The 16,700-nt window shown below is 32.0% G+C and carries 14 protein-coding genes and 1 tRNA gene; 14 read left to right on the forward strand and 1 reads right to left on the reverse strand.

Features of this window, described 5'->3' with window-relative positions; genetic code table 11:
* Window positions 1-18: 18 nt before the first annotated feature.
* The 10 genes from gyrA to ACY2U7_RS00425 all read left to right on the forward strand — a co-directional run bounded on the left by gyrA (window position 19) and on the right by ACY2U7_RS00425 (window position 13,595).
* Entirely contained in the window at window positions 19-2,493 is a 2,475-nt protein-coding gene (gyrA, locus tag ACY2U7_RS00380) for a DNA gyrase subunit A (protein ID WP_461812889.1), read from the forward strand.
* 150 nt (window positions 2,494-2,643) lie between these two features.
* A complete protein-coding gene (locus ACY2U7_RS00385) occupies window positions 2,644-4,266 on the forward strand; it encodes an amidohydrolase (protein ID WP_461815640.1) in 1,623 nt (540 codons plus the stop codon).
* A complete protein-coding gene (locus tag ACY2U7_RS00390) occupies window positions 4,250-5,167 on the forward strand; it encodes a DMT family transporter (protein ID WP_461812887.1) in 918 nt (305 codons plus the stop codon). Before ACY2U7_RS00385 ends, ACY2U7_RS00390 begins: the two co-directional genes overlap by 17 nt.
* The gene (locus tag ACY2U7_RS00395; RefSeq protein WP_461815641.1) at window positions 5,155-6,759 is read left to right on the forward strand and encodes a response regulator transcription factor; all 1,605 of its coding nucleotides are present in this window, start codon (window positions 5,155-5,157) and stop codon (window positions 6,757-6,759) included. The genes ACY2U7_RS00390 and ACY2U7_RS00395 overlap by 13 nt, the downstream gene beginning before the upstream one ends.
* Complete coding sequence (locus ACY2U7_RS00400) at window positions 6,740-8,467, forward strand: cache domain-containing sensor histidine kinase (RefSeq protein WP_461812885.1); 1,728 nt, start codon at window positions 6,740-6,742, stop codon at window positions 8,465-8,467. The genes ACY2U7_RS00395 and ACY2U7_RS00400 overlap by 20 nt, the downstream gene beginning before the upstream one ends.
* Window positions 8,454-9,422, forward strand: coding sequence for a substrate-binding domain-containing protein (locus tag ACY2U7_RS00405; protein WP_461812884.1), 969 nt, complete (start codon window positions 8,454-8,456; stop codon window positions 9,420-9,422). The genes ACY2U7_RS00400 and ACY2U7_RS00405 overlap by 14 nt, the downstream gene beginning before the upstream one ends.
* A gap of 103 nt (window positions 9,423-9,525) precedes the next feature.
* Complete coding sequence (locus ACY2U7_RS00410) at window positions 9,526-10,650, forward strand: galactose ABC transporter substrate-binding protein (protein WP_461815642.1); 1,125 nt, start codon at window positions 9,526-9,528, stop codon at window positions 10,648-10,650.
* Window positions 10,651-10,743: 93 nt separating this feature from the next.
* Window positions 10,744-12,243, forward strand: a complete 1,500-nt coding sequence (locus ACY2U7_RS00415; RefSeq protein ID WP_461810385.1) for a sugar ABC transporter ATP-binding protein — start codon at window positions 10,744-10,746, stop codon at window positions 12,241-12,243.
* Between the two features lie 15 nt (window positions 12,244-12,258).
* Window positions 12,259-13,329: a galactose/methyl galactoside ABC transporter permease MglC gene (locus tag ACY2U7_RS00420; RefSeq protein WP_461812882.1), complete on the forward strand. Its 1,071-nt coding sequence runs from the start codon at window positions 12,259-12,261 to the stop codon at window positions 13,327-13,329.
* Window positions 13,330-13,337: 8 nt separating this feature from the next.
* Entirely contained in the window at window positions 13,338-13,595 is a 258-nt protein-coding gene (locus ACY2U7_RS00425) for a hypothetical protein (RefSeq protein WP_461812881.1), read from the forward strand.
* A 44-nt stretch (window positions 13,596-13,639) separates the two neighbouring features.
* Here ACY2U7_RS00425 and ACY2U7_RS00430 read toward each other — a convergent pair whose 3' ends face one another.
* Window positions 13,640-14,080 carry a C-GCAxxG-C-C family (seleno)protein gene (locus ACY2U7_RS00430; RefSeq protein ID WP_461812880.1) on the reverse strand — a complete coding sequence of 147 codons (441 nt, stop codon included), beginning with the start codon at window positions 14,078-14,080 and terminating at the stop codon, window positions 13,640-13,642.
* Between the two features lie 147 nt (window positions 14,081-14,227).
* On the opposite strand from ACY2U7_RS00430, the gene ACY2U7_RS00435 reads away from it, so the two are divergent.
* The 4 genes from ACY2U7_RS00435 to ACY2U7_RS00450 all read left to right on the forward strand — a co-directional run bounded on the left by ACY2U7_RS00435 (window position 14,228) and on the right by ACY2U7_RS00450 (window position 16,535).
* A complete protein-coding gene (locus ACY2U7_RS00435; RefSeq protein WP_461812879.1) occupies window positions 14,228-15,073 on the forward strand; it encodes a fumarate hydratase in 846 nt (281 codons plus the stop codon).
* A 2-nt stretch (window positions 15,074-15,075) separates the two neighbouring features.
* Window positions 15,076-15,627: a Fe-S-containing hydro-lyase gene (locus ACY2U7_RS00440; protein WP_461812878.1), complete on the forward strand. Its 552-nt coding sequence runs from the start codon at window positions 15,076-15,078 to the stop codon at window positions 15,625-15,627.
* Window positions 15,628-15,632: 5 nt separating this feature from the next.
* Entirely contained in the window at window positions 15,633-16,343 is a 711-nt protein-coding gene (locus ACY2U7_RS00445; RefSeq protein ID WP_461812877.1) for a lysophospholipid acyltransferase family protein, read from the forward strand.
* A gap of 104 nt (window positions 16,344-16,447) precedes the next feature.
* Window positions 16,448-16,535: transfer RNA gene (locus ACY2U7_RS00450), tRNA-Ser, on the forward strand.
* The last annotated feature ends 165 nt before the right edge of the window (window positions 16,536-16,700 follow it).

Raw genomic sequence — 16,700 nt, forward strand, 5'->3', positions numbered from 1 at the left:
TCAGAAGGAGAAGAGAAAATGGAAGATAATATTTTTGATAAAGTTCATGATGTTGACCTAAAAAAGACAATGGAAAGTTCATATATCGATTATGCCATGAGTGTTATTGCTTCTCGTGCATTGCCTGATGTTAGAGATGGATTGAAACCTGTACAGAGAAGAATTTTATATTCAATGATAGAATTGAATAATGGACCAGATAAACCCCACCGTAAATGTGCACGTATCGTTGGAGATACAATGGGTAAATATCATCCACATGGTGATAGTTCTATTTATGGTGCATTAGTAAATATGGCACAAGAGTGGTCTACAAGATACCCACTTGTAGATGGACATGGAAATTTTGGTTCTGTAGATGGTGATGGAGCAGCTGCAATGCGTTATACAGAAGCAAGATTGAGTAAAATTTCTATGGAATTGACAGCAGATATTAACAAAGATACAGTTGATTTTGTTCCAAACTTTGATGAAACAGAAAAAGAACCTGCTGTGCTTCCAGCAAGATTCCCTAATCTTCTTGTAAATGGAACATCTGGAATTGCTGTTGGTATGGCAACAAATATACCTCCACATAACTTAAAAGAAATTATTAATGCGGTTGTTAAAATTATTGATGACCAAATTGAAGAAACTGGAGAAACAACAATGGAGGATATTTTACAAATTGTAAAAGGTCCTGATTTTCCAACAGGGGCTACAATTCTTGGAACAAGGGGAATTGAAGAAGCGTATCGTACAGGACGTGGGAAAATACGTGTTCGTGCAGTGACAGATATTGAGCCTATGCAAAACGGAAAAAGTCGTATTGTTGTAAAAGAACTTCCTTACATGGTAAATAAAGCAAGATTAATTGAGAAAATTGCAGAACTTGTTCGTGATAAGAAAATAGATGGAATTACGGATTTAAGTGATCAATCAAACCGTGAAGGTATGAGAATTTGTATAGAACTTCGCCGAGATGCGAATGCAAATGTCATTTTAAATCAGTTATATAAACATACACAGATGCAAGATACATTTGGTGTGATTATGCTTGCTTTGGTAAATAATGAACCAAGGGTTATGAACTTACTAGATATGTTAAAGCATTATTTAAAACACCAAGAAGAAGTTGTAACAAGAAGAACAAAATATGAACTGAATAAAGCAGAAGAACGTGCTCACATTTTACAGGGATTATTAATTGCTTTAGATCATATTGATGAAGTTATTAAAATTATAAGAGGCTCAAAAACAACGCAGATTGCAAAAGAGGGATTGATTGCAGCATTTGACTTAACAGAAGTACAGGCACAAGCTATTGTAGATATGAGACTTCGTGCTTTAACTGGTTTGGAAAGAGAAAAACTGGAAACAGAGTACAAGGAATTAATGAAAAAAATCGAGGAATTGAAAGCAATTCTTGCGGATAGAAAATTATTATTAGGTGTTATCAAAGAAGAGATAGTAGTTATCCGTGATAAATATGGTGATGAACGAAGAACTGCGATTGGATTTGATGAATACGATATTTCCATGGAAGATTTAATTCCAAAAGAAAATGTTGTAATTACAATGACAAAGCTTGGTTATATTAAACGTATGACAGTGGATACATTTAAGAGTCAAAATAGAGGTGGAAAAGGCATAAAAGGAATGCAAACTTTGGATGAAGATTACATTGAGGATTTATTTATGACTAGTACCCACCATTATGTTATGTTCTTTACAAATACAGGAAGAGTTTATAGACTAAAAGCATATGAAATTCCAGAAGCAAGTAGAACTGCGAGAGGAACAGCTATTATTAACTTACTTCAGTTGATGCCAGAAGAAAAGATTACCGCTATTATTCCAATTAAAGAATATGTACAAGGCGAATATTTATTTATGGCAACAAAAAAAGGACTTGTGAAAAAGACTCCTATTACAGATTATGCAAATGTAAGAAAAACAGGACTTGCAGCAATTACACTTCGAGAAGAAGATGAATTAATTGAAGTAAAGGCAACAGACAATGAAAAAGATATTATTTTAGTAACAAAATATGGCCAGTGTATTCGTTTTAATGAAAAAGATGTTCGTTCAACTGGACGTACATCTATGGGAGTAAGAGGAATGAATCTGGGAGATAGAGATGAAGTTGTTGGAATGCAATTAAATACGCAAGGAGAACACCTATTAATCGTTTCTGAAAAGGGAATGGGTAAACGTACGGAAATGGATGAATTTACAAGTCAGAATCGTGGCGGTAAAGGTGTTAAATGTTATAAAATTACAGAAAAGACGGGCAATGTAGTAGGCGTTAAGGCAGTCAGTGAAGAAAATGAAATAATGATTATTAACACAGAAGGGATTATCATTCGCATGGAATGTAGTAGTATTTCTATTTTAGGACGTATTACTTCAGGGGTAAAACTGATTAATTTACATGAGAATGAGAAAGTTGCAAGTATTGCAAAAGTACGAGAAACTTCTGAGTTGGAAGAAGATGTGAAGGAAGAACAATAAAAAATAATGCACTATTCACATCCGATGCAACAATCAAAAAGATAAAAATTTTCTGCCGGTAGGTTTATCCTACTGGCAGTCTTTATTTACATAAATTTTATAATAAAATGATTTTTTGTATAGAATACTATTTTGAAATAAGGAGAAAATATGAGAACGTTTTATATAAATGGTAAAATTATTACAATGGAAGAAGCTGGAGAATTATATGTAGATGCAGTTTGTGTAGAAAATGGAAGAATTATTTCTGTAGGAAAAAGGGACACTGTTCTTGAATTAAAACGAACAGGAGATAAAATAATTGATTTACAAGGAAATACGATGCTTCCTGGTTTTATTGATGCACATTCCCATTTCATAGGAACAGCAAATGCAATGACACAGTGTGATTTATCATTTTGCGAGAATTTCACTGATATTATCCAAACAATGAAAAAATTTAAAGAAAAGAGAATGTTATCAGATGAAGATTGGATTATTGGAAGCAATTATGATCAAAACTTTTTGCAAGAAGGGAAACATCCAGATAAAACGGTTTTAGATAAAATTAGTACAACAAATCCAATACTTTTAGTACATGCATCATCACATATGGGAGTTACAAATAGTAAAGGATTAGAAATCCAAAAAATAGATGAAAAAACGCAAGATTTAGATGGTGGAAAATATGGAAGAATTTTAGGAACAAATATACCAAATGGCTACATGGAAGAAAATGTATTTTTGGAATTTCAATCAAAAGTTCCAATGCAATCTATAGAGACACTAATTTCTTGTATTGAGGAAGCACAAAAAATGTATGCAAGTTATGGTGTGACAACTATACAAGATGGAATGGTTGGAAAACCATTGTTTCAATTATTACAGTATGCTGCTTCAACAAATAAGTTATATTTGGATGTAGTGGGATATGCAGATATAATGACAGCAGGAGAAATATTTGAAGAACAACCGATGTATGCAAATCAGTATCATAATCATTTTAAACTAGGAGGATTTAAAATATTCTTAGATGGTTCTCCACAAGGAAAGACAGCTTGGATGACAAAACCATATGAAAATGAAAAAGAGTATAGAGGATATCCAATTCATAGCGACGATGAGTTAACGAAATATATACGTCTTGCTTTAGATAAAAAACAGCAGTTGTTGGCACATTGTAATGGAGATGCAGCAGCAGAGCAGTATGTTTCTATGTTTATGAATGTACTGAAAGAGAGAAAAGAAAAAGATCTTTTTCGTGCAGTTATGGTTCATGCACAACTTGTAAGAAAAGATCAATTAGAAAGAATGAAAAAAATAGGTATGATGCCAAGCTTCTTTGTTGTACACACATATTATTGGGGCGATATTCATTTGAAAAATTTTGGATTGGAAAGAGGAAGTCAAATTTCTCCAGTAAAAGATGCAGTAGATTTACAAATGAAATATACGTTTCATCAAGATACGCCGGTTGTTCCACCTAATATGATGCTTACTATTTCTTCAGCAGTAAATAGAATATCAAAAACAGGACAGACTATAGGTCACAACCAATGTGTTTCAGTGTTAGATGCATTGAAAGCAGTTACAACTTATGCGGCATACCAATATTTTGAGGAAAATGAAAAAGGAACAATTGCAAAAGGAAAATATGCTGATTTTGTTATCTTAGATAAAAATCCTTTAAAAACTAAAAAAGAAGAAATTGCGGATATTAAAGTGGTTATGACAATAAAAGAAAACAAAATTATTTATGAAAATGGAGAAAGAGAAAATGAATCAGCGAAGTAAAGGAATAGTTTTAGCAATCATAACAGCTGTGATGTGGGGAGTTATGGGAATCTTTGTGAGAGATTTATCTTCTTACAAATTTTCAAATATTGAAATTTCATTTTTTAGATGTGCTTTAGCTGGAATAGCGTATTTTATTTTCTTATTATTTACAAAACCATCTGCACTTAAAATAAATATAAAGGGATTGTTTATTTGTTTTTTATATGGGGCTATTGCCTATAGTATTAGTTTTGTAAGTTATAGTGTATCGGTTTCAAGAATACCGGTTGGAGTTGCAACAGTTCTAATGTTTATGAGTCCGATTTGGGTAGCAATTCTTAGTACAATTTTGTTTAGGGAAAAGTTAGAAAAAACAAAAATTGTTACGATTTTTATTTGTTTTATTGGAGCAATTCTCGTAGCTAATTTGATTGGCCAAGGAAATATTAAACTAGATGCTATAGGAATTTTAGCAGGAATTGTAAATGGAATTGGTGTTGCATTACAAATTTTACTTCCTAAATTTTTTGCAAAAGAGTATGATAGAGATACGTTGCTTGTTTATGGATTTTTAGGAGCGGCTATTGTATTAGTAAGTGGAATGGACTTTGGTACGGTTATATCCCATATTTCAATTACTCCTATGAGAAATTTATTATGGGATTTATTTGGAATAGGAATTTTATGCACGATGGTAGCAAATGTAGCTTGTGTAAAATCAACAGAGTACGTTGAGGCTACAACAACAAGTATACTTTCTGCATTAGAAGTTGTAGTAGGAACAGTAGTAGGATTTATGATTTTCCATGAACATTTAACTGTTTTACAAATAATAGGTGTAATTATAATTGTCACGGGGGCAGTAGGTTCTGAAATTTATGTTCCCAAAAAGAAAGGAAAAAATGAATGTATACAGTAATCATTGCAGATGATGAAGAAGAAATTAGACGCTCTCTCATTCGAAAAATCGATTGGGAAAATATTGGATTTAAAGTTATAGGAGAAGCAGCAAACGGAGAAGATGCGTTGGAATTGGTTGAGAAACTAGAACCTGATTTATTGTTAACAGATGTAAAAATGCCATTTATATCAGGAATTGAATTAGCAAGGCAGGTTAGAGAAATAAGGCCTACTATTCAGATTGCATTTCTAAGTGGCTATGATGATTTTTCTTATGCGCAGCAAGCAATTCAATATAATATTGTGAGTTATATGCTTAAGCCAATTTCTTCAGAAGAAATAACCAATGAATTGAAAAATATAAAAAATAAGATTGAAAGAAAATTTGAAGAATTTGCTACAAAGACTCCTAATGCAGAAAAAATGGAAAAGTCTGAATTTTTAATGCCTTTGTTGTTGGATAGTTTCCAAAAAGAACGGTCTGAAGAAGAAAAAAGAAGTCTTTCAGAAAAGGCAGTAGAATGTGGTGTTCTTGAACCAGGAAATTTAGATGTATTAAAGTATGTTGTTATTGTTACACGTATTTTAGACGAAAACGGAGAAGTGTGCACAGATCGAAATAGTGTAAATGCGGTTGATATTATTCTGAAGAAATATGTTAAACATTCTAGTGTATATATGCAAGGAAAAGTTGTTTCACTGCTTAGTGCAACTAAAATGGGATTAAATAAATACCTCCACATTATTGTAGAAGATATTAGCCAAAGTGTTCAAAGAATTATGGGGTTAAATTGTAGAATAGGAGTTAGTCGTATTGGAGAAGACTTATCTTGTATTCATGAATGTTATTTGGAAGCGATGAATGCGATAAGTTATTCAAAGAAAAATAGACGAAATATCCATTTTATTGGTGATGAGGAGAGAATAGATACTTTAGATCAAGAATCTGTACAACAAACAATACAGGATATTGAAAATTTAATTCGAAGTGGAAGTCAGGAGGAAATAAGAGAATATTTTATTTCTTTTGGAAAAATCATTGAACAGAAAAAAATCGCTCAAATAGCTATTACTTTTATTTTTGTACAGTTGATAGCATCTGTTTTTCAAGTAGTATATGCGGTTGCAGGAAATGATGCAGTTCAAAAAATACAGAAAAATTTTGCTTTTTATAATATGCCTGTGGTGGCGGGAAATATGGAATCTGCACTAAAATATTATGAGGAAATTTGTTTGATGGCACGAAATATAGTGTCAGAACAACGAAAAAAGAGTAGTGAAGTATTATGTGAAAATACAATCCGAATTATCAATGAAAAATACATGGATCCTAATCTTTCGTTATCAGATGTGAGTAGTGAAAATGCAGTAAGTCCAAATTATTTAAGTGCTGTTATTAAACGAGAAAATGGAAGTACATTTAAAGATTTGTTAACCAAGAAGAGAATTGAAAAGGCAGAGGAACTACTTATTTGTACTTCAATGAAAATTAGAGAAATAGCAGAAAAATGTGGATATAACGATCAACATTATTTTAGTTATTGTTTTAAAAAGTATACAGGTATGTCACCAAATGCTTGCAGGAGAAATCATGAAGAAAACAAAGAATAAACGAAATATCATGAAAAAAATATCTCTTTCAGAGATGCTTATTGGAATCGTTGTTGTAATTGTATTGGTGCTCACTGTAATGTTTTTTTTTACATTTGTTAATATTTACAAGAATACGACAGAAGAAAGTGTTGTTACAAGTAGTGAGCAAGCTGTTTTACAAGTAAAGAATACAGTAGAAAATTATACAAGTGATATGGAAGTCTTGATGAAAATGATTCAAAGAAATATTAGTCAAGGAGAAAACGATGCAGACATATACTTAAATAACTTAATTGGCATTCGACAAGATATTGTGGCAATTACAACGTACGATAAAAATGGAAAATTATTAAAGGCATGGTCTGATCAGAGAAAGTTAAAAGAAAATATTTTGGAAAATCTTTCTTTTACGCACAATATTCAAAAAGAAAATTCAAAGATGTTAAATATTACAAAACCTCACGTAGAATCATTATTTGTAGATTATTATCCTTGGGTTGTTACTATTTCACAACAAATGAAAAATGAAAAGGATGAAACAATTCAAGTTGCATTGGATATTCAATTTTCTCAAATTGCAAATTATATTGATGAAGTTGGAATTGGACAACATGGTTATTGTTATATAGCAGATAATAAGGGGAATATTATTTATCATCCACAACAACAATTAATTTATTCAGGATTGAAAGAAGAAAAATATAATTATTTGAAAGATGGATCCCATGTAGAAAAAGATGCAATCTATTCTGTACAGTCATTAGATAATTGTGAATGGAAGATTATCGGTGTATGTTATATTGATGAGATGATAACAAATAAAGTGAACCATATTATGAAAACATTGTTTATTATCTTTTTGGTAGTTGTTTTGTTTACAGTAATTATTATTCGATTATTTTCTAAACTTTTTTCAAATCCAGCAAAAGAACTTGCTAACGCTATGAGAGAATTTGAAAAGGATACAAATCATTTTGAGTTTAAAACAATTGAAGGAACAGCGGAAATTACTTCTCTTACAGAATCTTTTGAACATATGGTTATTCAAATTAAAGAATTGGTAGAGAAAGTGAGACAGGAAGAAATTACATTAAGAAAAACGGAGCTAAAAGCTCTTCAAGCACAAATTAATCCACATTTTCTTTATAATACGTTAGATGCAATTGCTTGGTTATGTGAAGAAGAAAGATATAAGGACGCTGTTGAAATGGTAAATTCTCTTGCAAAATTATTTAGAATAAGTATAAGTAGAGGACATGAGCTTATTACAATCGAAAAAGAGGTACAACATGCGAAAAGTTATTTAAAGATTCAAAATTTCCGTTATAAAAATCAATTTACATATGCTTTTGATATAGATGAGGACTGTTTAGGGTATCTCTGCAATAAGATTACGTTGCAACCGATTATTGAAAATGCTATTTATCATGGAATTGATAGAATGGTAGATGAGGGAAAAATAAACATCGGAATCCATCAAAAAGAAGATAAAATAATTTTTACGATAGAAGATAATGGTGTTGGAATGACGCTAGAACAATGTGAGGAAATATTGCATCAAGATGCTAGTGATCGGGTTGGAATCGGAATAAAAAATGTAAATGATCGAATTAAAATTTATTTTGGCGACGAATATGGATTAACAATTCAAAGTGAATTGGATGAAGGAACACGAGTAACAATTAGCATGCCCAAAATAACGGAGAAAGATTATGGTGAAAAATAAGAAAAATATATTTATACTTTTTTGCATATGTATGTTAGTTTTATCTGGTTGTGGAATGAAAAAAGGTGAAAATCTTCAAAAACGAAAAGTAGCCGTTATTATGAAGTCTACAGAATCAGCTTTTTTTAAGGCAGTAAGTTCAGGTGCAAATGCAGCAGGAACAGCATATAACATGGATATTTTATTTGAAGGTCCTAGAAATGAAGAAGATTATGCGACACAAAATAAAATGATAGAAAAGGCAATTGAAGAAAAATATGATGCAATTATATTTTCAGCAGTTGATTATAATGCAAATGCTAAATCTATTGAGAAAGCGGCTCAAGCAGGTATTAAAATAATTGTTATTGATAGTGATGTAAATAGCAAAAAGGTAGATTGTAGAATAAGTACAAATAATTATAATGCAGGGAAAATGGCAGGAGAAGCTGTATTAAAGAATAGAGCAAAGGAATTCCATATTGGAATTGTAAATTTTGATAAAAATTCAAAAAATGGACAAGAAAGAGAACGTGGATTTAAGGATTTTATAAAGAAAGATAATCGTGTGAAAAATGTAGAAACTATTAATGTTATTTCTACAATAGAACAAGCAAAAGAACAAACAAAAGAGTTTCTAAAAAGCCATCAAGAAATGAACGTACTTGTCACTTTCAATGAATGGACTAGTCTTGGTGTAGGTTATGCTGTAAAAGAACTTGGTATACAAGATAAAATACAAGTTATTGCTTTTGATAATAATGTAGTTTCTGTTGGAATGCTAGAATCGGGAGAAGTAGATGCATTAATTGTACAAAATCCATACGCGATGGGATATTTAGGAGTAGAGAGTGCGTATAATCTTTTAAATAGAGTATCTTTAAAAAATAAGCAAGTAAATACAGAAACCATTTGTGCAACAAGAAAGAATATGTATGATGAAGAATATCAAAAAATATTGTTTGCATTTGAATAAAAGAGTAAAAAATCATACAAAAAGAGTAAATAATTTAATATGAATTTATATAAGTAAGTGCTATAATAACCTCATCAATGATTAGCAAAGGGAGGAAACAATCATGAAAAAGAAACTATTAGCAGCTGTTCTTTGCGTAGCAATGGTAGCAGCAACACTTGTTGGATGTGGTTCATCTAGTGACGGAAAAAAAGATGGAGACAAAAAATCAGATTTAAAAGTAGGTGTATTCTATTACACATATGCTGATACTTACATTTCTTCAGTTCGTACAGCACTTGATAAACAATTAAAAGATATGGGTGTTGATTTCCAAGATTATGATGGAAATAGTAATCAGACAACACAGAACGAACAGATTGATACAGCAATTCAGTCAGGAACAAACTTATTGGTTGTAAATATCGTAACATCAGGTTCAAATGATGCTTCTACACAGATTATTGAAAAAGCAAAAGCAGCAGATGTACCTGTAATCTTCTTCAACCGTGCAGTAGAAGATCCAAAAGGAAAAGAAGGTGTAGTTCTTAAAACATATGACAAATGTGCATTTGTTGGAACAGATGCTCCAGAAGCAGGTCATATGCAAGGTGAAATGATTGGTGATTACTTAGTTAACAACTTTGACAAAGTAGACCTTAACAAAGACGGAAAAATTTCTTATGCAATGTTCATGGGACAATTAGGAAATGTTGAAGCAATCTACCGTACACAGTATGGTGTAGAAGATGCTAACAAGAAATTAGTTAAAGCAGGAAAACCTGAATTACAGTTCTTCGATCCATCTAACAAAGATAAATATCAAGTTGACCAAGATGGTAACTGGAGTGCTGGTGCAGCTAACAACTATATGACAACAAACCTTTCACAGTACAATGAAGGTAACAAAAACATGATCGAACTTGTTATTTGTAACAATGATGGTATGGCAGAAGGTGTTGTAGCAGCATTAAATGATAAAGGTTGGAACAAAGGTGATGCAGCTAAAACAATTCCTGTATTTGGTGTAGATGCTACAGATGCAGCTAAAAAATTAATTGCTGACGGAAAAATGGTTGGTACAATTAAACAAGATGCAGAAGGTATGGCTAAATGTATCGCTGATTTAACAAAGAATGCATCTGAAGGAAAAGATTTAATGGACGGAACAGATTCATACAACAAATCTAAAAAAGTTAAAACAAAAATCTATATTCCTTATGGAATTTATACAGGTGAAGGTAAATAATCGGGACTGTAAAATAAAACATAATGAAAGCAGCTGCCAAAAGTTGACGGCTGCTTTCTTAAAGTCTAAATCTAAGAGAATGGAGGAATGGTCATGGCAAATGATGTTCTTTTGCAGATGAGTCATATCAGTAAAGAATTTCCAGGTGTTAAGGCACTTGATGATGTTTCCCTAACTGTAAAGAGAGGAACAGTACATGCTCTCATGGGAGAAAATGGTGCGGGAAAATCTACACTGATGAAATGTCTGTTTGGGATGTATAAGAAAGATGGCGGAACAATTAAACTAGAAGGAAAAGAAGTAGATTTTAAAAATTCTAAAGAAGCATTGGAAAATGGTGTTGCAATGGTTCACCAAGAATTGAATCAAGCATTAAAACGTAATGTAATGGATAATATTTGGCTTGGACGTTATCCAAAAGTTGCAGGAGTAATGGTAAATGAAAAGAAAATTTATCAAGATACAATGGATGTATTTAAAGAATTAGAAATTGATGTAGATCCAAAAAGAGTTATGAGTACTATGCCAGTTTCTCAAAGACAAATGGTTGAAATTGCAAAAGCTGTTTCATTTAATTCAAAAGTAATTGTATTTGATGAACCTACTTCATCACTTACAGAAGAAGAAGTAGAACATTTATTTAAAATCATCAATATGTTAAGAGATCGTGGAGTAGGTATTATTTATATTTCTCACAAAATGGCAGAAATCAAAAGAATTTCAGATGAAATCACGGTTATGCGTGATGGTACATGGGTTGCAACAAAACCAGCTGATGAATTATCTATGGACGATATTATTAGATTAATGGTAGGTCGTGAGTTAACAAATCAGTTTCCACCAAAAACAAACAAACCAGGAGAAGTTGCATTAGAAGTACAAGGATTAACTGCGCAATATTCTTCGTTGAAAGATGTTTCCTTTAATGTAAGAAAAGGAGAAATTGTTGGTCTTGCAGGATTGGATGGAAGTGGACGTACAGAAACGTTAGAGAATATTTTCGGTATTGCTACACGACATTCAGGTACGATTAAATTAGATGGTAAAGTAGTAAAGAATCGTAATTCGCGTGAATCTATTAAAAATGGTTTTGCATTATTAACAGAAGAAAGACGTGCAACAGGTATTTTTGGAATTTTAAGTATTCGTGAAAATACAGTTATTTCAAGTTTGAAAAAACATAAGAAAGCTGGTTTGTATTTAAGTGAAAAATCAATGAAAAAAGATACACAGTGGTCTATTGATGCAATGCATACAAAAACACCTACACAAGAAACAAAAATTCGTTCTTTATCAGGTGGTAATCAGCAAAAAGTTATTCTTGGAAGATGGCTTTTGACAGAACCAGAAGTACTTCTTTTAGATGAACCAACACGTGGTATTGATGTTGGTGCCAAATATGAAATCTATCAGTTAATACTTGATTTAGCAAATAAAGGAAAAGTTGTTATAGTGGTTTCTTCAGAAATGCCAGAATTACTTGGAATTTGTGACAGAATTCTTGTTATGTCAGGTGGACGTCTTGCAGGAGAAGTTGATGCCAAAGATACAACACAGGAAGAAATTATGACCCTTGCGGCAAAATTTGTATAGAGGAGGAGCGTTTTTATGAGATTAGTTGCGAATATAAAAGAACGTCAGGCAAGTTATAGAGCCTTAGATAGTAAAGACAAAAAAACATATTGGAAGGAATTTGCGTTAAATAATGCATTATATTTCTTAATCATTGTTGCAGTTATTTATACTGCAGTACAAAACCCTAAATTTGTTAGTACATCATCTATTGTAAATATTATTTCACTTTCTGCAGCAAATATTCCAATTGCTGTTGGTATTGCAGGATGTATCGTACTTACAGGTACTGACCTTTCAGCTGGTCGTGTAGTTGGTCTTACAGCATGTATTTCAGCATCGTTATTACAAGCTGTTGATTATCCAACAAAAATTTTCCCAAGCTTACCAGTATTACCAATTCCACTTGTTATTTTGATTGTAGTGTTAGTCGGTGCGATTGTCGGTGTAGTAAATGGTTTCTTCGTAGCACACTTTAAATTACACCCATTTATCGTTACATTAGCAACACAGTTAATTGTATATGGTGTTTTATTAATGTACATCATGTTAAATGGAAATAATGGTCAGCCATTATCAGGATTAGATCAATCATTTAAAGATTTTGTAACAGGTAGTGTATTGAAAATTGATGGAGTGCCAATTCCAAACTATGTATGGTATGCTTGTATTATTGTTGTATTAATGTGGTTTATTTGGAATAAAACTTCATTTGGTAAAAATATGTTTGCGGTTGGTTCAAATCAAGAAGCTGCAAATGTATCAGGTGTAAATGTTGCAAAAACAATTATTTTAGTACATACATTAGCAGGTGCAATGTATGCTGTAACAGGTTTTATTGAAGCAGCACGTATTGGTTCTAACCAAGCAAATACAGGTCTTAACTATGAATGTGATGCTATCGCAGCCTGCGTTATCGGTGGTGTATCTTTTGTAGGTGGTACTGGTAAAATTCGTGGGGTTGTAATGGGTGTATTCATCCTTCGTATTATTTTCGTAGCATTAAACTTCCTATCAATTAACCAAAACTTACAATATGTAATCAAAGGTTTAATCATCTTGGTTGCGTGTGCAATTGATATGAGAAAATACCTTGTTCGTAAATAGGAGAAGTTATGAGCGATAAAGCAAGAGAAAAAGGAAGGCTAGCAATATATGGGCTAGCCGGACTTTATATTCTTTATATGGCATATAGTATCTTTAAAGGAATATCAGACAGTACTGGCTTAGAACAGATTGTATTATTAGTAGCAATGGTTGCTTTTGTAATTATTGGACTAGGGTTAGTAGTGTTTAGTTTGGTAAGAGGTTATAAGATAAGTAAAGCCGATTATGATCAAGAAAAAAATAAAGAGAATGAGAATAAGGAATAATTAAAGACGTAGTGATTTTGTTTCACTACGTCTTTTCATATATCTTATAATTCTCTTAAAATAATTTCAGCAGTTTTTTGAACTGTATCCGAAACAAATTTTGTACACTGTGCTTTGCGTTCAGGAGAATTTTTCTCTAGTTGTTTCGTTAAAATTCTGCAACAAGTTCCACCACAGTTTTGTTTAAAAAAGTCATGTAATTCATTTGTTAAACGAAAACATTTTTGAATGGATGGATCATTTGGTGTTCGTCTTCCAAAAAAATAACCGAGACACATTGTTCCACCAGCAAGAGCACCACAAATACATCCACCACCGCCAAGTCCCCATGGAAAACCAGAACTCATTGCAATAGCATCGTCTGATAAATGTAAATCAAAGTGTTTATTAATTGCGTAAATAATAGATTCAGAACAGGCAAATCCTGAATTGAAAATTTCTACGGCATCGTTTTTTAACGCTTGCAGATCAATAGTTGTTGTCATAAAATACGCTCCTTTATAAAAATAATATATATACATATTAAATGAATTTTAGTGCGTAGTAAAGAATAGAAAAAGGAAGTGACTTTTCTATTCGAAAAACATATGCTATGATTAATATCAAATAGAAAAAGGTAGGAGAATAATGGTATGATACGCACGATAAATGTAAATGAAATTACAGAACAAATTAAAGAAATGTGTATAGAAGCAAATCACTTTTTATCACCAGATATGGTTTGTGCAATGGAAAAAGCGAAAAATACGGAATGTTCACCTTTAGGAAAGCAGATTTTAGAACAATTACAGGAAAACTTAAAAATAGCAGGTGAAGAAATGATTCCCATTTGTCAAGATACTGGAATGGCAGTTATTTTTTTAGAGATAGGACAAGATGTTCATTTTGTTGGAGGACAATTAGAAGATGCGGTCAATGAAGGTGTTCGTCAAGGATACATAAACGGATTTTTAAGAAAATCAGTTGTGAATGATCCTATTATCCGTGAAAATACAAAAGACAATACACCTGCAGTTATTTATTCTAAAATTGTGGGAGGAAATAAGGTAAAGATAAAAGTAGCTCCCAAAGGCTTTGGAAGTGAAAATATGAGTCGTGTATTTATGCTTAAACCAGCAGATGGGTTAGAAGGAGTAAAAAATGCTATATTAACTGCAGTAAAAGACGCAGGTCCAAATGCCTGTCCTCCAATGGTTGTTGGCGTTGGTATAGGAGGTACATTCGAAAAGTGTGCAGTAATGGCAAAGGAGGCACTTACGAGAGAAGTGGGAGTTCATTCTGAAATTCCATATGTAAAAGAGTTGGAAGAAGAATTGCTTGAAAAGATTAATCAGCTTGGGATAGGACCAGGAGGGCTTGGTGGAACATCTACAGCACTTGGGGTTCATATTAATACATATCCAACTCATATTGCAGGATTACCAGTAGCCGTAAATATTTGCTGCCATGTGAATAGGCATATTATTCGGGAGGTATAATAATGAAAAAACAAATACATATACCAATTCAAAAAGAAATGATTCAAGAACTAAAAGCAGGGGATTATATTTATTTAACAGGAGAAATTTACACGGCTAGAGATGCTGCACATAAAAGAATGAATGAAACTTTAGATAAAAATGAAAAATTACCAATAGAGATAGAAAATAAAATTATTTATTATATGGGGCCATCTCCAGCAAGAGAAGGAAAAGTAATTGGCTCAGCAGGCCCTACAACTGCGAGTAGAATGGACAAATATGCTCCAAGATTGATGGATTTAGGATTATCCGGAATGATTGGTAAAGGAAAAAGAAGTCAAGAAGTAATAAATTCAATTATAAGAAATAAAGGTATATATTTTGCAGCGGTAGGTGGAGCAGGAGCCTTATTATCGAAATGTATAAAAAAATCTGAAGTGGTTGCATATGATGATTTAGGGACAGAGGCAATTAGAAAATTAGAAGTTAAAGATTTTCCTGTTATAGTTGTGATTGATAGTCAGGGAAATAATTTATATGAAACAGCAATAGAAAAATATAAAGAAGGGTAAATAAAATGAAAAGAATTCTATTAATGGTATTTAGAAATATTATTTTTGTTCCATATATGTGGTGTAAGCTTTGTTATTACGCTTCACATGTAGACAAGTACTCAGAACAGAAAAGATATGATTTATTAAGATATATTGTCTTTCGTGCGAACAAAGGTGGAAATGTGCATATTGATGTATATGGAAAAGAAAATATTCCAAAAGAAAACGGATTTATATTTTATCCGAATCATCAAGGAATGTATGATGTACTTGCTATTGTAGAAGGATGTACAGTTCCTTTTTCTGTTGTAGCTAAAAAAGAAGTAGAAAATGTTCAATTTCTAAAACAGGTATTTGCATGTATGAAAGCATATTTAATTGACAGAAATGATGTGAGACAATCTATGCGAGTAATTACTTCAGTATCTAAAGAAGTGGAGATGGGACGTAATTATTTGATTTTTGCAGAAGGAACTCGTTCAAAATTAGGAAATAAGTTATTAGATTTTAAAGGAGGAAGTTTTAAAGCAGCAACAAAAGCAAAATGTCCAATTGTACCAGTTGCTCTTGTAAATTCTTTCAAGCCATTTGATACAAATTCAATAAAAAGGGTCAATGTGGAAGTACACTTTTTACAACCTATTTTATATGAAGAATATAAAGAAATGAAAACAACTGAGATTGCAAATGAAGTAAAAAAGCGTATTGCAGAAGTAGTTGAGCGGGAAGAATAAAATATAAATAAAAATGTAAAAAAATATTGACAAGTTATAAAACCTCTAGTATAATAAATCATGCACTGTGAACGACAGGTGCTATCATATTGAAAAAAACTTCAGGAGAAATACTCAAGAGGCTGAAGAGGTGCCCCTGCTAAGGGTATAGGTCGGGTAACCGGCGCGAGGGTTCAAATCCCTCTTTCTCCGCTTTTGAAATGACTAAAAAATAAATTTCAAAAAAATGAAAAAAAGTTGTTGACAAAGAGAAAAAGATATGATATTATAATATGGCTGTCGCAAGAGAGCGAACAAGAAACAGAACATTGATAATTAAACAATAGACAACAAACCTGAAAATTTCTAAGAGAAATA

Source organism: Faecalimonas sp., assembly GCA_029264305.1.
In the GTDB taxonomy this organism is placed as follows: Bacteria; Bacillota; Clostridia; order Lachnospirales; family Lachnospiraceae; genus Faecalimonas.